Raw genomic sequence first — 19353 nt, forward strand, 5'->3', positions numbered from 1 at the left:
TACGTACGAGGACGGATCGGACACCCGGACCCGGTACCGGAAAACGCCTCGGTCCCGTACGGCGGCAGAGGCCGTACGGGACCGGGGCGGCACCAGGTGCCTGGCGCGCGTACCGCCTACTGGTTCTGCGGCGGCAGTGCGGCGATGAAGGCGTGGTCGCGCTCGATCAGACCGAGCTTGGAGGCACCACCGGGCGAGCCGAGCTCGTCGAAGAACTCGACGTTCGCCTTGTAGTAGTCCTTCCACTCCTCCGGGGTGTCGTCCTCGTAGAAAATGGCCTCGACCGGGCAGACCGGCTCACAGGCACCACAGTCGACGCATTCGTCCGGGTGGATGTACAAGGACCGCTGGCCCTCGTAGATGCAGTCGACCGGACACTCCTCGATGCACGCCTTGTCCTTGACGTCGACACAAGGCTGCGCGATGACGTAGGTCACGCTGTCGTTCCTCCTCGATAGGGCGCGGCGGGCCGAGCTTTTCCGGCTCCGTCCACGGGCGCGCGGGAGCGCGGCGTCGTGCGATGCCCGCACCTAGTATCTCCGTTCCCGGGCACGATCCGAACAGGAGGGGTGGGCAGAGCCGTGGAATTCACTACCGGCGGACGACTTGAGGTGCGGCTGACACCGGACGACGTGGGCAAACGGGTATCAGTCCGGCGTCTGACCGGGGGCCGGGCGGCGGGCGAGCGCTTCACGGACGTGGTCGGCGTTCTCACATCGTGGGACGACGGGGTGCTGTCGATCACACGAAGGAGTGGCGAGACGGTACGGGTCGACACCTCCTCGCTCGTCGCCGCGAAGGTGGTGCCCGCGGCTCCCGCCCGGCGGCGCGGACCGGCGGCGGACTTCGCGGAGCTGTCGGCGGTGACGGCGCGGGCGTGGCAGCCGGTCGAGAGCGAACGCCTCGGCGGATGGACGCTGCGGGCCGCGAACGGGTTCACGCGGCGCGCCAACTCCGTACTGCCGGAGGGGGAACCCGGGCTGCCGCTCGACGAGGCGCTGGCGTACGTACGGCAGTGGTACGCCCGTCGCGACCTGCCTGCGTACGTCCAGGTGTCGACGGGCGCGCAGGGCACGCAGGAGCTGCTGGCGGCCGAACTCGCCGGGCGGGGCTGGGAGTCGACGGTGTCGGCGGAGGTGAGGACCGGGGCGCTGGCGCCGGTCGGCGACCTGGACGCGGGCCGCACGGAGGTGACCCTGGCACGGTCGGCGGACGCGGCGTGGATGTCGCGCTACCAGCGCTTCGAGACGCCCGCCCCCGAGGTGGAGAAGGTGCTCTCCAGCGGCCCCTCGGTCTGGTTCGCGACGGTGCCGGGCGAGGACGGGGCGTCACCGGCCGCGATCGGCCGGTGCGTGGTGGACGGCCGGTGGGCGGGATTCATGGCGGTGGAGGTCGATCCGTCCCACCGGCGGCGGGGGTTGGCGACGGCGGTCATGGCCGTACTGGCACGCAGGGCGCTCGACGAGGGCGCGTCGGCGGCGTGGCTCCAGGTGGAGAACGACAACGAGGGGGCGCGTGCGCTCTACGACGGGATGGGATTCACGACCCATCACCACTACCACCACTACCGCTGCGCGTAGCGCGGGTACGAGGCAGACATGAACGAACTTCCCGACGACCCCGAACTCCTGGACTGGCGTCAGCAGTTCGCCCTGGAGGCGCGGTCCGAGCAGCCGGATCTGGCGACGCTGTGCCTGCTGATCGGGGCGGTGGCCGATCCGGGGCTCGGCCGGACGGGCGTCGACGAGGCACAGATCGAACTCGACCGGTTGGCGGGCCTGTTGCCGTTCCGTCCGGCGGGCCCGCGCGCATGGGCGCGGGCGCTGGCCGAACTCCTCGGCGACCAGTGCGGGTTCGAGGGCGCGCCCGGCGACTACCGCAGGCTGGAGTCCTCGTTGCTGCCCGAGGTGCTGCGGCGCAGGAGAGGGCTGCCGATCCTGCTGTCGGTGGTGTGGATGGAAGTGGCGAGGCGGGCGGGGGCTCCGGTCCACGGGGTGGCGCTGCCGGGGCACTTCGTCGTCGGGTTCGGGCGTCCGGGCGGGGCGCCGGAGGAGCAGGTGCTGGCGGACCCCTTCGACGCGGGGCGGCTGTTGAGCGGCCCGGACGCACAGTTGCTGGTGGCGGGCGCCACCGGGGAACCGCTCGACCCCGCGATGCTCCGGGCGGCGGACCCGCTGGACATCGTGCTGCGGATCCTGAACAACATCCGTGCGTGGGCGACGGCGCGCCCCGAGCGCACCGACGTGCGGCTGTGGGCCGTGGAGCTGTCGCTGCTCCTGCCCGCCCACCCGGCGGGGCTGCGCTACGAGAGGGCGCAACTGCTCGTCGCGCGCGGCGACTTCCTGGGCGGCGCGGCGGAGATGGAGGCGTACGCCGAGCTGGTGGAACGGGTGGAGCCCACCACGGCGGAGACGATCAGGGGACGGGCCAGGGCGGCCAGGGCCCGGCTCAACTGAGCGCGTGGGTTGGGCCGTTGGCCGTGCCGCGGTGGGTGCTGCGGAGGTTCGGTCGGACCGCCGGTCCCGCCCGGCGTGCGGGGGCCGCGGAGCCGGGAGCTCGGTCGGGCCACCGGCCCCACCGGCCGGGTGCGGGCCGTGGAGCCGGTGGCGCGCCGGGGGCCCGGCGGACCGACGGCCCCGAAGTCGAGGGCCGTCGGCGGCTGTTCCGTCTCTCAGGACTCCTTGAGGGGGATCGTCCGGGTCCGCTCCGCCTGCGTCTTGCCTACCAGCGCCTCGCTCATCGCTTCGCGGACGTCCTCCATGGTGACGGGGCTCTTCGTCCCGTCCGCCCTGGTGATCATGACGCTGTCGAAGGCGCCGTCGCACAGCTCCTTCAGCGCGGCCAGGTCGTACTGCGGGACCAGCTTTCCGCCGCTCGGCTTCATGGAGAGGATCTTCGGCAGCGACTTCGCCGGGCCGAAGGGGATCGACTTGCCGCCCGCCTGGATCGTGATCACGTCCGACATGGCCGGCTCCGCGAACTCGCTCATCGCCCGGTCGAGTTCGGCCTGGGTGATCGTCGGCTGCTTGGCGACGACCGGCAGCTGGATCGGCACCGCCTTGCCGCTCGCGACCTGCGCCCGGTAGGCCTCCCGCACCTTCGTCATCGACGCCTTGACGTCGAGCGCCTTGCCCGTCCTGCCGGGTACGGCGACGGCCTTGCCCGGCTCGAAGGCGATGGTGCCGTCGGACGCGGTGCCCGACGTGCCGGCGAGGGAGGTCAGCGCGACGGCCAGCTTCTCCTCGTCTACCGGGATGACCGGCTCGGCGACCCGCTCGCCGCCGAAGAGGGAGCCCACCACGGACACCGGGTTGTAGTCGCTGCCGGACGCGCCGCGCACCGTCTCCTGACTGTCCAGGGTCAGTCCCGCGTTGGCGGGGGCCAGTTCCGTCTGCTTGCCGTCGACGGAGAGCTGCAACGGCAGGACGGCCCGCTTGCCGAGGGCCGCGTCGAGCTTGACGACTGCTTCGTCCTTGGTGCCGCCGCCGATGTCGACGCCGAGGACCGTGGTCCCCTTCGGCACGTCGGAGTGGTTCATCAGCAGCCCCGCGCCGTACACGCCGCCTGCGGCGACGATCACGGCCACGGCCAGCAGGACCAGCTTGGAGCGGCCCTTCTTGGCGGGCGCGGCGGGCTTCGGCGCGGGAGCGGGCGGCGCGGGCTCGTTCCGTACGGGCGCGGGGTGGCCGAGGTCGGCTGCGCCCGGCGGGTCCGGCAGCCGGGGCGTGAGGTCGGGCCCGGCGGGGAACGGCGTACGCGGCCCCTCCGGCTGGACGACCGGCACACCGCTGGTCAGGGTGTCGCCCGAGACGTAACCGGGCGGCGTCATCGGCCCGGTGACGGGCCCGGGGGCGGGTGCACCGGGGCCGGCGGCCGGCAGGTCGTCGCGGGGGTCGGTCTGCGGAGTGAGGACGGCGGTGTCGTCGGTCATGCCGCCCGCACCGTTCGCCCCGGCCATCGGGCGTGGAGGCTCCGTACCGTACGGCGAAGCGCCGTCGGCCCGGCCGGGCTTCACCTCGCGCCACGGGCCCGAACCGGAACCCTGAGCGGAGGGCGGGGAAGACGTGCCGGGCGCCATCGGGCCGAACGTGCCGTCGCCCAGGGCGGGGCCCGCCGTCGGCCCGGTGGGAGCGGCCGTCGGCCCGGTGGGGGCGGCCGGGCCCGTGGGGCCGTGCGGGCCGTTGGCCCCGGTGCCCACGGCGTCGGCGACTCCCGAGCCGTCCGTGAAGAACGGCAGGTCGCCCCGACTGTCTCCCGGCTCCCCCGCACGGGGTGCGCCGGACGGCGCGGCGGGCGACGGCGGGGGCGTGACGGGTGCCTTGCGCGGCGCGAACCAGTCGCTGGTGGCCGTTTCCTCGCCGGAGCCGGAGCCCGTGCCTGAGCTTGCGCCCGGCCCCGTTCCGGAAGCGGAACCGGAAGGGGAACCAGTTGCTCCGTCATTCAGGTTGTCCCGCACGGTCGCTCCCTGGACACGCGTCGGCAGCGGCGGCTGCCCGGATGCGCTCGACGGCCCGTCGGCGGCGCCGGCACGCACGGACGACGCCGGTCGCGGGGAGGGCGAGGAGGAGGCAGCGGAGCCCGCGGCGACGGCGGAGGGCGCGTTGGACAGCGGTTCGGACGGCGGCCACACGGTCTCACCCGTGGTCGACCCCTCGCCCGACGCCCCGTCAGCCTGGGCGTCCGCGCCGTTCATCGGCTTGCGCATGACGACCGGCGGGATGGGGCGCGACCCGGGGATGTTGATCCGGATGCGGGTGGTCAGCGTCGTCTCGGTCCTGGGCTCGTCGGACTCGACGGCAGCGGTGGGCTCGTCGTCGACCTCCGCGCCGGCGCCCTCCCGGCCGTCCGGGGGCAGCGAGGCGTAGGGGCTGCTGGATCCGTACGGCGGCGTTCCCGAGGGGTACGCGGTTCCACCGCGCCCTTGCGCGCCGGAGGACGAACTGTCAGTTTCACGACTCAAGGCAGGTTCTCCCGGTTGGCTCCACCGCCCGTTCTCTTAACCTGTGCTGCGGGCGGCTCGGCGGCGCGCACCACCATACTGGCCGCCGCCGACGCGCACCCCCTCGGCCGTGGGAAGGGCACTCCTCCCACAACTGCCGGGCGTGGCAGACGTCACGGACCCACAAAGGGACTCACGGGTGGATTTCCGGCGGAATCACCTGTCGGTCCGGGTGGCGGGAAGGCCCGTCGACGACAGCCTCGGCAGGGTGGCGCAGATCATAGCGAGCGCGATGCCGCCCAGCAGGAAGACGCTCGCCACGGTGTCGCCGCCGATCAGGACGTCCCCTTCCGTCCGGCCGGACGCGCCGAGCATGACGGTGGCGACCCAGCCGATTCCGGGCGCCAGCGCGCCGCTTCGGGTGCCGAGTGCGTAGGTACCGCCGTAGAAGAGGGCACCGGCGGCGAGCAGACCGAGCAGCAGGCCGGCCGGGACGAGTGCGGCGGAGACGAGGGAACCCGCCAGGCCGGTGAGGGCGCCGACGACCAGGAGCAGCAGGTAGAGCGGGGCGCGCTTCCAGTTGATGTCGGCCATCACGCGCCCTCGATCCCCTCGAAGAGGTCGCTCTCGCGGACCTCGTCGGTCTCCTCCTCGGTACGCGGCGGGAGCACCCGCTCGTAGTACTCGGTGGCGAAGACCGGCTGGGCCAGCTCGTTGGAGAGCAGGAACCAGGGTTCGTGGACGCTGATCTGGGTGGCGTGCGCGCGCATCGCGGCGGTCTTCGCACCGGCGTACGCACTGCCGTCGATCTCCGTGGTGATGTGCTCCTCGTCCACCACGCCGGGGACGTCGTCGACCGACGCGATGCCCGGGAACCCGGGGTCCTCGGCGCGCAGGTGGGCGAACGCCGCGTCGGCGACGGGGCGGGGGACGCGGTTCCAGTACACCTTCTCGACGGCGTGCGGAAGGCCGAAATCCGGCCGGTAGGTGGGCTCGGCGGCGAGTTCGGCGGCGCGCATCGCGACGCGGTGCGCCTGGATGTGGTCGGGGTGGCCGTAACCGCCGTCCGGATCGTAGGTGATCAGAACCTGGGGGCGCACTTCGCGGAGCACGGTGACGAGGTACGAGGCGGCCGCGTCGACCTCGGCGTGCCAGAAGGCGTTCTCGCGGTGGTTCTGCGGGGCGCCCATCATGCCGGAGTCACGGAACCGGCCCTGCCCGCCGAGGAAGCGGTGGTCGGTGACGCCCAGCTCCTTCATGGCGTCGGCCAGTTCGACGGCCCGGTGCGGGCCGAGGGTGTCCTCCCGGTCCGCCGCGAGGTGGGCGAGGGCGGGCGGGATGATCTCGCCCTCCTCGCCCAGGGTGCAGGTCACCAGGGTGACCTGCGCGCCCTCGGCGGCGTACTTGGCCATGGTCGCGCCGTTGTTGATCGACTCGTCGTCGGGATGGGCGTGGACCAGGAGCAGGCGGCGGGCGGGGAGCGAGGTCATGGGGACAGCGTACGAGGTGGGGGCGCGAACGGGCCGTTGCGCACCCTCCCGCGCCCTCCCCACCTGCCTCGCGGCTGACCCTGTGCCTCACAGCGGCCCCGCCCGCCTCACGCCCTCCGACGTCGTTCCGCTCCGTCAGAAGTGGAAGCCACCCAGTACGCCGGCCACGTTCGTGGTGACGTCCTTGATCGTGGGCGCGAAGGACGAGCTGGCGAGATAGAACCCGAGCAGCATGCAGACCACCGCGTGTCCGGCCTTCAGTCCGGATTTCCGGACCAGCAGGAAGACGACGATCGCCAGCAGCACCACCGCCGAAATCGAGAGTGCCACGGCGGTTCACCTCCACTTGAGTACGGTCGGAACGACGGGTTGGGTTCGGGCAGCACTACGGGTACCAGCAGGTCTATACCCACCTAGCGCTACGGATCATAACTATCCGCATCCACGCATTGATCGGTGCACAGCAGCACGAGGGGCGCACAGGGGCGGCCAGTTGAGAATCTTGGCCGAAATTCGCCGGTACGCACAGGGCAGTTGAAGCACGCCCGAGCCACGGACCCACCCCCACGAGCCCCCTGCCGACAGCCGCCTCGGGCCGCGGCGCCGTACCCGGGGGCGCGGGGCCCCTGCACGAGCGAAGCCGAGTGCTCGGGGAGAGCGGGCCCGGGGGCGGCCCCCGCCGGACGGTGCGCCCACCCCACGCCCCGCCCACCCGACGTGCGCCCCCGTTCACCCCCGTACGAGCGCTCCGGCCCGTACGCCCGCGGGGGACCCCCGCCCCTACCACCCCGGTGGACGCGAAGCGGGCGGCGGCGGTCCGAAGGCCCCTGCCGCCGATCCTGCCGCCCCGTACCCGCCCCCGCCGCTCCCGTACCCCCCTGCGCCGTCCCCGCCTCCGTACCCGTCGTAGACGTTCGGCGCCAGTCTCGGCGGCCCGCCCACCGGGATCCCGCGACGCCCCAGCACGAGGACCAGAACCACCCCCGCCACCAGCCCGAACGTCCACCATCCGACCATCAGCTGCTCGACCGCGCCCAACCGGGCGAAGGAGGCGAAGAGTTCGTCGCGGACCGCCACCGACACCCCCGCCGCCCCACCCACCCCGACGAGGACCGCCGCCACCAGCCCCAGCGGCCGCGAGTGCACGGCGCCCGCGAGCGCCCCTACGGCAGCGGTGAGACAGACGGCCGTGAGGAGGAGGGACAGCCATCCGGCGGGCATGCCCAGGAGTTGCAGCGCTCCCCCGCTGCCGGTGAAGCGTTCCGCGTAGAGGGAGGAGGAACCGGGGTTCTGGCGGAACCAGTGGATCTCCCACGCCGCCGCCGACGCCCCGGCCGCACCGAGCAGCACGACACCGGTGAGGCGGGCGCCCCGGCCGGGCCGGGTGGGGGCCCGCCCCGGGTCGCGGACCGGGCGGCGGCCCGCCGCGACCGCGATCAGCAGGACGGCGGCCAGTCCCAGCGCCACGAAGGTGCTGACCATGGCCCGCATCCGCAGACCGTGCGGATACACCTCCGCGAACCCCTCGACCCACAGGAGGGGGGCGCGCACGGCCAGCGTGACGAAGGCGGTGACGGCAAGCGCCTGGGCGGCCACCGGCGAACGCGGCACGACGACCGCGACGACGACGTACACGCAGAGCAGGACGAGGTCGTAGAGCGTGCTCGCGGTCAGGAAGCGTTCCGGGCCGCTGCCCGCCCAGGCCCACCACAGCCGGGCCGGGTCGTCCAGGAGACGCAGGTCGCGGAGGACCCACAGCGCGGTGAGGGCGGCGAGCAGCAGGCACACCCCGCTGCCGGTGAAGCGCGCGCCGGGCGCGAGTGACTGAGGCTGCCCCGTCGGTCCCATGGGTGAATGCTCCACCCTGGTACGGGAGTTGAACAAGAGGACCAGGTCCGGGCCCGCGGTGCCGAAGGCACGCGGGGCGACGGGTGGCGGGCGACCGTGCTTGCCTGGCGGGCGCGGACGTCGTCGCGTCCGATCAGGGCGACCGGCCTGAGTCGCGGGTTCCGCGCGGTGCGGCGCGAGGCGACGGTGCGAGCGGCCGGCCGGAGCGCGTTGCCGCGCCCCGGCCGGCCCACGGCACCCGCACGGCCGCACGCGGTCCAGCTTGGCGCGTACGTATATCGGCGGCGGGTCGGCACGGTTGCCCCGCTGTTACGGGCCCGCGCACACGGCACGCCCGGACCGCCGTCGCCCGCCCGCACTTCACCGTTCCGGCGCGGGCCTCGGCCGGCCCCCTCACCGATTCAGTGCGGGCCTCGGCCGGCCCCCTCAGCGAGTCGGTGCGGGCGTCCGCCGGAGCACCTCACCGTTCCGGCGCGGACCCCGTCGGCGGCCTCGCCGTTTCAGTGCGGTACGACCGTCTTCTCCTCCGCGAAGTGGCACGCCGAGTCGTGCGCCGCCGGGGTGTCCAGACCGCGGAAGACGCTCGGCACCGCCAGCAGCGGCACCTCCTGCGCGCACCGCTCCTGCGCCTTCCAGCAGCGGGTGCGGAACCGGCAGCCCGAGGGCGGGTTCGCGGGCGAGGGGACGTCGCCGGTGAGGATGATCCGCTCGCGGTGCTCGCGCACCGTGGGATCCGGGACGGGGACGGCGGACAGCAGCGCCTGCGTGTAGGGATGCGTGGGGTGTTCGTAGATCTCGGCGTCGGTGCCGATCTCGACCATGCGGCCCAGGTACATCACGCCGACCCGGTCGGAGATGTGCCGGACGATGGACAGGTCGTGCGCGATGAAGAGGTACGCGAGGCCGAACTCCTGCTGGAGGCCGTCGAGCAGGTTGATGACCTGGGCCTGGACGGACACGTCGAGGGCGGAGACGGGTTCGTCGGCGACGATGATCTCCGGGTTGAGGGCCAGGCCGCGGGCGATGCCGATGCGCTGGCGCTGACCGCCGGAGAACTGGTGCGGGTAGCGGTTGATGTACTCGGGGTTGAGCCCGACGACGTCCAGGAGGTCCTGCACCCTGCGCCGGCGGCTGCCCTTCGGCGCGACCTCCGGGTGGATCTCGTACGGCTCGCCGACGATGTCGCCGACCGTCATGCGCGGGTTCAGCGAGGTGTACGGGTCCTGGAAGACCATCTGGATATTGCGACGGACCGCCTTGAGCGCCTTGCCGGACAGCTTGGTGATGTCCTCGCCCTTGTAGCGGATGGCGCCCGCAGTGGGCTTTTCCAGTTGGACGAGCATCTTGGCAACGGTCGACTTGCCGCAGCCGGACTCGCCGACGATGCCGAGCGTCTCCCCCGCGCCGAGGTCGAAGGAGACGCCGTCGACGGCCTTGACCGCGCCGACCTGCTTCCTGCGGACGATGCCCTGCGTGAGGGGGTAGTGCTTGACCAGGTCACGGACCTCCAGGATGGTCTCGCCGCCGCTCGCGGGGTCCACCGGAACGGTCCACGCCCCGGCCTCGGTGGCGCCCGCCTCGGCGTGCTGCGTCCTCGCGTGGGGGGTGGCCCCGGGGTTCTCAGCCATCGAGCGTCTCCTTCCAGAAGTGGCAGGCGCTCCGACGGCCCGCGGCCACGTCGTACAGCGGCGGCACATGGGTGCGGCAGACGTCCTGGGCCCTCGGGCAGCGCGGGTTGAAGGCGCAGCCCGGCGGGATGTTCAGGAGGTTGGGTGGCAGACCCTTGATCGCGTACAGCTCCTGGCCCTTCTGGTCCAGGCGCGGGATCGACTCCAGCAGGCCCTTGGTGTAGGGGTGGGCGGGGTTGCGGTAGATGTCGTGGACCGGGGCGGTCTCCACGATGCGGCCCGCGTACATGACGGCGATCTTGTCGGCGACGTCGGCGACCACGCCCAGGTCGTGGGTGATGAGGATGAGCCCCATGTGCAGTTCGCGCTGGAGTTCCGCAAGCAGGTCCATGACCTGGGCCTGGACGGTCACGTCGAGCGCGGTGGTCGGCTCGTCCGCGATGATCAGCTTCGGTTCCAGCGCGAGCGCCATCGCGATCATGATGCGCTGGCGCATGCCGCCGGAGAACTGGTGCGGGTACTGGCCGACCCGTTCCTTGGCGGCCGGGATGCGCACCCGGTCCATCAGTTCGACGGCCTTCGTCCGGGAGTCCTTCTTCGACATGCCGCGGTGCACGACGAACATCTCGCCGAGCTGCTCGCCGACGGACAGGACCGGGTTGAGGGAGGACAGCGCGTCCTGGAAGATCATGGCCATGCCCGCGCCGCGGATCTTCCGCCGCCGGTCCTCCTTGAGCTTCAGGACGTCCTGGCCCTCGAAGAGGATCTCGCCCCTGGGGATGCGGCCGGGCGGCATGTCCAGGATGCCCATGACGGCCTGGGCGGTGACGGACTTGCCGGAGCCGGACTCGCCGAGCACGGCGAGCGTCTCGCCCTCGTCGACGCTGTAGTCGACTCCGTTGACGGCTTTGGCGATGCCGTCGCGGGTCTTGAACTCCACGTGCAGATCGCGTACTTCGAGCAGCATGTCAGCAGCACCCTCTATCGCAGCTTGGGGTCGAGGGCGTCGCGCACCGCGTCGCCGAGCATGATGAACGCGAGCACCGTGAGGGCGAGCGCACCGGCCGGCCACAGCAGCATGTGGGGCGCGTTGCGGACGTAGCCCGAGGCGGAGGAGATGTCGATGCCCCAGGAGACGGTGGGGGCCTTCAGGCCGACGCCGAGGTACGACAGGGTCGCCTCCAGCGCGATGTACGTGCCCAGCGCGATGGTGGCGACGACGATGACCGGGGCGATGGCGTTCGGGGTGATGTGCCGCAGCAGCATCCGGGAGTTGCCCGCGCCGAGCGCGCGGGCCGCCTGCACGTAGTCGTTCTGTTTGGCGGTGATGACCGAGCCGCGGGCGATACGGGCGATCTGCGGCCAGCCGAGGAGGACGATGAAGGTGATGACGGGCCACACGGTGGTGCCGGGGACCACGGACAGGAAGACCAGGCCGCCGAGGACGACGGGGATCGCGAAGAAGACGTCCGTGATGCGGGAGAGCAGCGAGTCGAACCAGCCGCCGAAGAAGCCCGCGAGCCCGCCGAGGAGGCTGCCGAGCAGGGCGACCCCGAGAGTGGCGCAGACGCCGACGGTGACCGAGGCCCTGGCCCCGTACACCGTGCGCGTGTAGACGTCACAGCCCTGCCCGTTGAAGCCGAAGGGGTGGCCGGGCTGGGAGCCCTGCTGGGCCTTGGCGAGGTCGCAGGCGAGCGGGTCGCCGGACGCGATCGCCGACGGCCACAGCGAGATGAACACCAGGAACGCGATGATCAGCCCCGACACCAGGAAGACCGGGTTGCGGCGCAGGTCGTGCCAGGCGTCGGACCACAGGCTGCGGGCCCGGTCGCCGCCGCTGCGGCCGGGCTTCGGCGGCTTCTCCAGGCTGGCGCCCTCGGCGACCGCGAGGTCCATGGCTCCGCCGGAGCCGCCGAGCGCGGAGATCGCACCCTCGTCGTGGGGATTGCGCCCCTGCGGGTTCTGCGGGGTCGTGGGCTCAGGCATACCGGATCCTCGGGTCGAGAACGGCGTACAAGAGGTCGACGATCAGGTTCGCCACCAGGAAGACCAGCACCAGGACGGTCACGAAGCCGACGACGGTCTGCGAGCTCTGCCGGACGATGCCCTGGTAGAGCTGGTAGCCGACGCCGTGGATGTTGAAGATGCGCTCGGTGACGATCGCCCCGCCCATCAGGGCGCCGATGTCGGTACCGATGAAGGTGACGACGGGGATCAGCGAGTTGCGCAGCAGGTGCCGGGTGATGATCCGGCGGCGCGGCAGCCCCTTGGCGACGGCGGTGCGGACGTAGTCGGCGCGGGCGTTCTCGGCGACCGAGGTACGGGTGAGCCGGGTGACGTAGGCCAGCGAGACGGACGCCAGCACGAGTCCGGGGACGAGCAGTTCGTCGACCGTGGCGGCCGGGGAGACGGCCGGCTTGATGAGGCCCCACTTCACGCCGAGGAGCAGCTGGAGCAGCAGTCCGGTGACGAAGGTGGGGACGGAGATGACGACGAGGGTGAGGATCAGGACCCCGCTGTCGACGGGGCGGCCCCGGCGCAGCCCGGTGAGGACGCCGAGGCTGATGCCCAGGACGATCTCGAAGACGATCGCCACCAGGGTGAGACGGGCGGTGACGGGGAACGCGGTGCCCATCAGCTCGGTGACCGGCTGGCCGTTGAACGCCTTGCCGAAGTCGCCGGTGAACAGGTTCCCCATGTAGGTCAGGTATTGCTGCCAGACCGGCTTGTCGAGGCCGAAGTCCGCCTTGAGCTGTGCGGTGGTCGCCGGATCGCAGGTGCGGTCGCCGCACAGCCCCGAGATGGGGTCGCCCATGACGTTGACCATCAGGAAGATCAGCAGCGTGGCGCCGAAGAAGACCGGGATCATCTGGAGCAGACGCCGGATCACATAACGTCCCATGAAGGGCTCCCGTGGTCGTCGTGACGGGTCGACTGGGCCTGGGCGGGCGTCAGCTGACCTTGACCTCGTGGTAGACCGGGATACTGAACGGGTTCAGCGCCACGTTCGAGGTGCGCTCGGAGTAGGCGGCGGAGCCGTTCTGGTACCAGAGCGGGATGGCGGCCATCTCCTCGGCGACGACCTTCTCGGCCTCCTGGAACTTCGCGGTGGCCTTCGTGGTGTCGGGCTCCGCGTTGGCCTCCTTCAGCAGGCGGTCGAACTCCTTGTTGGACCACTTGCCGTCGTTGGAGGAGGCGCCCGTCGCGTACAGCGGCTCCAGGAAGTTCTGGATCAGCGGGTAGTCCATCTGCCAGCCCGCCCGGAACGGGCCGTCCAGCTTCTGCTGGGTGACCTGGTTGCGGTAGTCGGCGAAGGTGCCGACGGGGTTGCCGACGCAGGCCTTGTTGTCGCCCAGCGCCTTGTTGATGCTGTTGCAGACCGCTTCGACCCACTCCTTGTGGGAGCCGGTGTCCGCGTTGTACGTGATCTTCATCTGGCCGCCGGGGATGCCGCCGCCGTCGGCGACCAGCTTCTTGGCCTCGGCCGCGTCGTACTTGCAGGCCGCCCCGCACAGTCCGGCCTTGTAGCCGCCCGCCTCGCCGAGCACCGGGGAGGTCCAGTCGGTGGCGGGGGTACGGGTCTTCTCGAAGATCGTGTCGGTGATCAGGTCGCGGTTGATGGCCATGGACAGGCCCTTGCGCACCTTCTCCGAGCCGGGCTTGTTCCAGTCGGCGTCGTAGAAGGGGAAGGCGAGCGTCTGGATGATGCCGGCCGGGGTGTTGAGGTAGCGGCCGCCGACGTCGTTCTTGACGTTCTTGAGCTGGGCGGCGGGCACGTCGTCCAGCAGGTCGAGGTTGCCGGCCGTCAGGTCGGTGTAGGCGGTGCCGTAGTCGGTGTAGACCTTGAGGTCCACGCCCTCGTTCTGCGCCTTGTCGTCGCCCGGGTAGTCGGCCCACTTGCGCAGGCTCATCGCCGAGCCCTTGTCGTACGACTTCACGGTGTACGGGCCGTTGCCGACCGGGGTCTTCAGGAACGCGTCGCGGTCGTCGAAGAACACCTTCGGCAGCGGGGCGAACGCGGCGTAGCCGAGGGTCTCGGGCCAGGTGGAGAACTTTTGGGTGAGCTTGACGGTGAAGGTCTTGTCGTCCTTGACGACCAGGCCGGACATGGTGTCGGCGGTGGCCTGGCCCTCTTCGGGGTGGACCTTGTCGTAGCCCTCGATGTAGGCGAAGAAGGGAGCGTTCTTCTGCTTGTTCTTGACGTGCGCGCCGTAGTTCCAGGCGTCCACGAAGGACTTGGCGGTGACCTTCTCGCCGTTGCTGAACGTCCAGCCGTCCTTGAGGGTGACGGTGAAGTTCTGCGAGTCGGTGGTGTCGATCTTCTCGGCGAGCATGTCCTCGGCCGCGCCGGTCTTCGGGTTGTAGCGCTTGAGGCCGCGGAAGAGCATCTCCAGGACCTTGCCGCCCTGCACCTCGTTGGTGTTGGCGGGCTCCAGCGGGTTCTGCGGGTCGCCCCACGACGCGCTCAGCACGCCCGCGTCGCCGCTGCCGCCGCCGCTTCCTCCTCCGCCGCATGCGGTGGCGGCGAGAGCGACGGCTGTCGCGACTGCGGCCCACTTGGCGTGCCTGGCTCCGCGCATGGAGTACCTCCTAGAGTCCCAAAGACGACTTAGGGCCTCATACCACCCCACATACGACACTGCTGCATCTTCACCGCACCCATCTGCGGCCCGGCATTACGCCACTTCGCCCTGCACCGTGCCCGCGTCACTGGGGCGCCGGGTCGGTCGCCAGCCGGGCGTGCACGTGCACGTCGCGCAGTGACCGTCCGGCTCGACCGCGGGCAGTGCGCCCCGCGCGACGCCCTCCGGCAGGTAGCCCGCACGCACAGGCACCCGGCACGACGCCTCGTTCTGCACCACGTGGTCGAGCTGGACCCGGCACAGGCCCGCCTCCTCGAAGGCGCGGGTGCACAGCTCCACCGCCCGGGTGGCCACACCTCTGCCCCACGCCGCGGGCAGCACCCAGTACCCGATGCCGCCGGTCCCCCGCCTGAGGTCGATCTTGTGAAGGCCCACTCCGCCGAGGGCCTCGCCGGTGTCGGCGTCCTCGACGCAGAAATGGGCCTCGTCGCCGCGGTCCCATCCGACCGTAGCCCGAAGTCGGCAGGCCCGGTGCGGGGCAGCGGGGACCGGTTCGCGTCGTCACTCACGGGGGCTCCTCGTCGTACGCGGGAACACGGCGGCAGGGACACGGCCGTACGGGCACACGACGCCGCCCCCGGCCCGAGGGACTCGGAGCGGGGGCGGCGGGGAGGAACGGGGTGCGTGGTCAGACCGCGCCCACCACGTCCTTCTCCTCGGCGAAGTGGCACGCCGACTCGTGCGCGGCCGGGGTGTCCTGGCCCTTGAACCGCTCGGGCACCGCCAGCAGCGGCACCTCCTCGGCGCACTTGGCCTCGGCCTTCCAGCAGCGGGTGCGGAAGCGGCAGCCCGACGGCGGGTTGGCGGGCGAGGGGACGTCACCGGTGAGGATGATGCGCTCGCGGCCCTCGCGGGCGGACGGGTCCGGCACCGGCACCGCGGACAGCAGCGCCTGGGTGTAGGGGTGCGTCGGGTGGTCGTAGATCTGCTCGTCGGTGCCGATCTCCGCCATCTTGCCCAGGTACATCACGCCGACCCGGTCGGAGATGTGCCGGACGATGGACAGGTCGTGCGCGATGAAGAGGTAGGACAGGTTGAACTCGTCCTGGAGCTTCTCCATCAGGTTGATGACCTGCGCCTGGACGGACACGTCCAGGGCGGACACCGGCTCGTCGCAGATGATGATCTCGGGGTTGAGGGCCAGGCCGCGGGCGATGCCGATGCGCTGGCGCTGACCGCCGGAGAACTGGTGCGGGTAGCGGTTGATGTACTCGGGGTTGAGCCCGACGACGTCCAGGAGGTCCTGCACCCTGCGCCGGCGGTCGCCCTTGGGAGCCACCTCGGGGTGGATCTCGAAGGTCTCGCCGATGATGTCGCCGACCGTCATGCGCGGGTTCAGCGAGGTGTACGGGTCCTGGAAGACCATCTGGATGTTGCGGCGGACCGCCTTGAGCGCCTTGCCGGACAGCTTGGTGATGTCCTGGCCCTTGAAGAAGACCTCGCCCGCGGTGGCCGTCTCCAAGGTCATCAGCAGCTTGGCGACGGTGGACTTGCCACAGCCGGACTCGCCGACGATGCCCAGGGTCTCGCCCTGGTACAGGTCGAAGGAGATGCCGTCGACGGCCTTGACCGCGCCGACCTGCTTCTTGAAGAGGATGCCCTGGGTCAGCGGGAAGTGCTTGACCAGGTTGCGGACCTGGAGGATCGGCTCCCCGCGCCCGGCCGGCTTCTCGACCGCCGCGACGGCGGCCGTCCCGGTGGCCGCGTCGACCGCCGAGACAGCCGTGACGTTGGGAGTCGCGTCGGCCACGGCCGCGTCGGACTTCTTGAGCTCAGCCATGGATCTGCTCCTTCCAGAAGTGGCACGCGCTGCCGCGGCCGGGCAGTTCGCCGCCGTCCCGCTCGGTGACCTGCACCAGCGCGGGGATGTCCGTACGGCAGATGTCCTGCGCCTTGGGGCAGCGCGGGTTGAACGCACAGCCGGACGGAATGCGGGTCAGGTTGGGCGGCAGGCCCTTGATCGCGTACAGCTCCTGGCCCTTCTGGTCCAGGCGCGGGATCGAGTCGAGCAGACCCCGGGTGTACGGGTGCGCCGGGCGACCGTAGAGCTCGTGCACCGGGGCGGTCTCCACGATCCGGCCCGCGTACATGACCGCGATCTTGTCCGCGACGTCGGCGACCACGCCGAGGTCGTGGGTGATCAGGATCAGGCCCATGTTGTATTCGGTCTGGAGCTCCGCGAGGAGGTCCATGACCTGGGCCTGGACGGTCACGTCGAGCGCGGTGGTCGGCTCGTCCGCGATGATCAGGTCGGGCTCCAGGGCGAGCGCCATCGCGATCATGATGCGCTGGCGCATGCCGCCGGAGAACATGTGCGGGTAGTCGTTGACCCGCTCCTTGGCGGCGGGGATGCGCACCCGGTCCATCAGGTCGATGGCCTTGGCCTTGGCGTCCTTCTTGGACAGGCCCTGGTGCACGCGGAACATCTCGCCGAGCTGGTAGCCCACGGAGAGCACCGGGTTCAGGGAGGACAGCGCGTCCTGGAAGATCATCGCGATCTTCCGGCCGCGGATCTTCCGGCGCTCCTCGTAGCTCATCTTCAGCATGTCCTGGCCGCGGAAGAGGATCTCTCCCTGCGGGATGCGGCCGGGCGGCATGTCGAGGATGCCCATGATGGCCTGCGCGGTGACGGACTTGCCGGACCCGGACTCGCCGAGGACGGCGAGGGTCTCGCCTGCGCTGACGTTGTAGTTGACGCCGTTGACGGCCTTGACGATGCCGTCGCGGGTCTTGAACTCCACGTGCAGGTCGCGGACGTCGAGCAGCGGTCCGCTGCCGTCGTCGGCGGGGCCCTTGGGGGCGGGAGCATCCGCTGTTGTGTCGATGATGGTCATGTACGCCTCCCTCAGCGCAGCTTGGGGTCGAGGGCGTTGCGTACCGCATCGCCGAGCATGATGAACGCGAGGACGGTGACCGACACCATGAACGACGGGATCATGAGGATGGAGGGCTGGTTGCGCAGCTGCTCCTGACCCGAGGAGATGTCGACGCCCCACGACACGGTGGGCTCCGCGAGGCCGATGCCCAGGAAGGACAGGGTGGCCTCGGCCGAGATGTAACCGCCGAGCGCGATCGTGGCGACGACGATCACCGGGGCGATGGCGTTGGGCACGATGTGCTTGAGCAGGATGCGCGGGGTGGAGGCGCCGAGCGCCTTCGCCGCCTGCACGTAGTCCGCGTTCTTGATGGTGAGCACGGAGCCTCGGGCCACACGGGCGATCTGGGTCCAGCCGAGGAAGGCGAGGGCCAGGATCACCACGTACAGCGCGCGCACCTCGAAGGAGGTGAGGACGACCATGGCGCCCAGGATGAACGGGACGCCGAAGAAGATGTCCGTGATCCGGGAGAGCAGGGTGTCGATCCAGCCGCCGAAGTAGCCGGCCAGCATGCCGACCACGGTGCCCAGGAGCGTCACGATGGCGGTGACCGCGACGGCCACGGCGATCGAGGCACGGGCGCCGTAGATGACACGCGCGTAGATCGAGCGGCCCTGGACGTCGTAGCCGAGCCAGTCCTTGTCGAAGACGTTGCCCCACTTGGGCTTCTGGAGGTAGTAGTCCAGGTTCGCGTAGCGGGGGTCGGCGCTGGTGAACAGGCCCGGGAAGAAGGCCATCGTCAGCAGCAGCGTGATGAGGACCGCGGAGGCCACGAACAGCGGGTTGCGGCGCAGGTCGTGCCAGGCGTCGGACCAGAGGCTGCGCGGCTTGGCGGCCTTCTCGGGCGCGGGGGCCGCGGCCGTCGGCTCGGTGGCCTTCTCGTCCTTGACGGTGAGTGCCTCAGGCATAACGGATCCTCGGGTCCAGGACCGCGTAGAGCAGGTCGACGAGCAGGCTGGCGACAAGGTAGATGACCACGATGAGGGTCACGATGCCGACCACGGTGGAGCCTTCGCGGCTCTTGAGCGCGCCGAAGACGGTGTAGCCGACGCCCTTGACGTTGAAGATGCCCTCGGTGACGACGGCGCCGCCGAGCAGGGCGCCCAGGTCGGTGCCGAGGAAGGTGACCACGGGGATGAGCGAGTTGCGCATCAGGTGGACGCCGATGATGCGGCGCTTGGGCAGACCCTTGGCGACCGCGGTGCGCATGTAGTCCGAGCGCAGGTTCTCCGCGACCGAGGTACGGGTCAGCCTCGCCACGTAGGCCAGGGAGAGGGAGGCCAGGACCGTCGCCGGGAGGATGAGTTCGCCCCAGGGGGCGGCGTCACTGACGTTGGGGTCGACCCAGCCCAGCTGGTGGGCGAAGAACGACTGGGCGACGAGGCCCAGCACGAAGGAGGGGACCGAGATCAGGAGCAGCGTCAGGATGAGCAGCCCGCGGTCCCGGAGGGTGTCGGCCTTCAGGCCGGCGAAGATGCCGATCGAGATGCCGGCCACCACGACGAACGTGAAGGCGAACAGGGCGAGCCTGATCGTGATCGGGAACGCCTCCGAGATGATCTCGGACACCGGCCGCCCGCTGGCGATCTGGGTGCCGAAGTCGCCCTGGAAGAGGTTCACCAGGTAGTTCCAGTACTGGTGCCAGAGCGGAAGATCGAGCCCGAGGTCCTTCTTCAGCGCGGCGATCTGCGCCGGGTCGACGGTCTGCTCGCCTGCGAGGGCGCGCACGGGGTCGCCGGGCAGCGCGTACATCATGCAGAAGACCAGCAGGGTCGACCCGATGAAGACCGGGATCATCTGGAGCAGTCGCCTCGCGACATAGCGCCCCATGTGTGCCTCCGTGTGAATACTGCGGCCCAGGGGCCGCTCCCGATCGGGAGCGGCCCCTGGGCCTGCCGCCAGATGCGGTGGCGGGTAATGGCCGAGTGA

The 19353-nt window shown here is 71.0% G+C and carries 17 protein-coding genes and 1 pseudogene; 2 read left to right on the plus strand and 16 right to left on the minus strand.

Annotated elements, in window-relative coordinates; all coding sequences use genetic code 11:
• Positions 1-116: 116 nt before the first annotated feature.
• Positions 117-437, minus strand: a complete 321-nt coding sequence (gene fdxA, locus ACQPZG_RS12280) for a ferredoxin (protein ID WP_362917932.1) — start codon at positions 435-437, stop codon at positions 117-119.
• A 144-nt stretch (positions 438-581) separates the two neighbouring features.
• Here fdxA and ACQPZG_RS12285 point away from each other — a divergent pair, with 144 nt between their 5' ends.
• Together ACQPZG_RS12285 and ACQPZG_RS12290 are read left to right on the plus strand one after the other, a co-directional pair.
• Positions 582-1580, plus strand: a complete 999-nt coding sequence (locus tag ACQPZG_RS12285; RefSeq protein WP_433545843.1) for a GNAT family N-acetyltransferase — start codon at positions 582-584, stop codon at positions 1578-1580.
• Between the two features lie 18 nt (positions 1581-1598).
• Complete coding sequence (locus tag ACQPZG_RS12290) at positions 1599-2456, plus strand: tetratricopeptide repeat protein (RefSeq protein ID WP_433545844.1); 858 nt, start codon at positions 1599-1601, stop codon at positions 2454-2456.
• 215 nt (positions 2457-2671) lie between these two features.
• Here the strand turns inward: ACQPZG_RS12290 and ACQPZG_RS12295 are convergent, their stop codons facing one another.
• The 15 genes and pseudogenes from ACQPZG_RS12295 to ACQPZG_RS12365 form a co-directional block, all read right to left on the minus strand.
• Positions 2672-4960: a hypothetical protein gene (locus tag ACQPZG_RS12295; protein WP_433545845.1), complete on the minus strand. Its 2289-nt coding sequence runs from the start codon at positions 4958-4960 to the stop codon at positions 2672-2674.
• Between the two features lie 195 nt (positions 4961-5155).
• Positions 5156-5533 (minus strand): DUF6113 family protein, encoded by a 378-nt coding sequence (locus tag ACQPZG_RS12300; RefSeq protein ID WP_433545846.1) that lies wholly within the window; start codon positions 5531-5533, stop codon positions 5156-5158.
• Positions 5533-6429, minus strand: coding sequence for an N-acetyl-1-D-myo-inositol-2-amino-2-deoxy-alpha-D-glucopyranoside deacetylase (mshB, locus tag ACQPZG_RS12305; protein ID WP_433545847.1), 897 nt, complete (start codon positions 6427-6429; stop codon positions 5533-5535). The genes ACQPZG_RS12300 and mshB overlap by 1 nt, the downstream gene beginning before the upstream one ends.
• A 135-nt stretch (positions 6430-6564) precedes the next feature.
• Positions 6565-6759, minus strand: coding sequence for a hypothetical protein (locus ACQPZG_RS12310; protein WP_185028646.1), 195 nt, complete (start codon positions 6757-6759; stop codon positions 6565-6567).
• Positions 6760-7209: 450 nt separating this feature from the next.
• Positions 7210-8277: a hypothetical protein gene (locus ACQPZG_RS12315; protein ID WP_433545848.1), complete on the minus strand. Its 1068-nt coding sequence runs from the start codon at positions 8275-8277 to the stop codon at positions 7210-7212.
• A 500-nt stretch (positions 8278-8777) separates the two neighbouring features.
• Positions 8778-9905, minus strand: coding sequence for an ABC transporter ATP-binding protein (locus ACQPZG_RS12320; RefSeq protein WP_433545849.1), 1128 nt, complete (start codon positions 9903-9905; stop codon positions 8778-8780).
• Positions 9898-10872 (minus strand): ABC transporter ATP-binding protein, encoded by a 975-nt coding sequence (locus ACQPZG_RS12325; RefSeq protein WP_433545850.1) that lies wholly within the window; start codon positions 10870-10872, stop codon positions 9898-9900. Before ACQPZG_RS12325 ends, ACQPZG_RS12320 begins: the two co-directional genes overlap by 8 nt.
• Before the next feature lie 14 nt (positions 10873-10886).
• Positions 10887-11891, minus strand: a complete 1005-nt coding sequence (locus ACQPZG_RS12330) for an ABC transporter permease (RefSeq protein WP_185028638.1) — start codon at positions 11889-11891, stop codon at positions 10887-10889.
• Positions 11884-12807 carry an ABC transporter permease gene (locus ACQPZG_RS12335; RefSeq protein ID WP_433545851.1) on the minus strand — a complete coding sequence of 308 codons (924 nt, stop codon included), beginning with the start codon at positions 12805-12807 and terminating at the stop codon, positions 11884-11886. The genes ACQPZG_RS12330 and ACQPZG_RS12335 overlap by 8 nt, the downstream gene beginning before the upstream one ends.
• A 49-nt stretch (positions 12808-12856) precedes the next feature.
• Positions 12857-14485, minus strand: coding sequence for a peptide ABC transporter substrate-binding protein (locus tag ACQPZG_RS12340; RefSeq protein ID WP_433545852.1), 1629 nt, complete (start codon positions 14483-14485; stop codon positions 12857-12859).
• A 96-nt stretch (positions 14486-14581) separates the two neighbouring features.
• Positions 14582-15001 (minus strand): annotated as a pseudogene (locus tag ACQPZG_RS12345) (GNAT family N-acetyltransferase); the annotation flags it as partial.
• A gap of 175 nt (positions 15002-15176) precedes the next feature.
• Complete coding sequence (locus ACQPZG_RS12350) at positions 15177-16328, minus strand: ABC transporter ATP-binding protein (RefSeq protein WP_433545853.1); 1152 nt, start codon at positions 16326-16328, stop codon at positions 15177-15179.
• Positions 16321-17382, minus strand: a complete 1062-nt coding sequence (locus tag ACQPZG_RS12355) for an ABC transporter ATP-binding protein (RefSeq protein WP_433545854.1) — start codon at positions 17380-17382, stop codon at positions 16321-16323. The genes ACQPZG_RS12350 and ACQPZG_RS12355 overlap by 8 nt, the downstream gene beginning before the upstream one ends.
• An 11-nt stretch (positions 17383-17393) precedes the next feature.
• The gene (locus ACQPZG_RS12360) at positions 17394-18332 is read right to left on the minus strand and encodes an ABC transporter permease (protein ID WP_433545855.1); all 939 of its coding nucleotides are present in this window, start codon (positions 18330-18332) and stop codon (positions 17394-17396) included.
• The gene (locus ACQPZG_RS12365; protein WP_433545856.1) at positions 18325-19254 is read right to left on the minus strand and encodes an ABC transporter permease; all 930 of its coding nucleotides are present in this window, start codon (positions 19252-19254) and stop codon (positions 18325-18327) included. The genes ACQPZG_RS12360 and ACQPZG_RS12365 overlap by 8 nt, the downstream gene beginning before the upstream one ends.
• Positions 19255-19353: the final 99 nt, after the last annotated feature.

Source organism: Streptomyces sp. CA-294286 (genome assembly GCF_050947155.1).
In the GTDB taxonomy this organism is placed as follows: Bacteria; Actinomycetota; Actinomycetes; order Streptomycetales; family Streptomycetaceae; genus Streptomyces.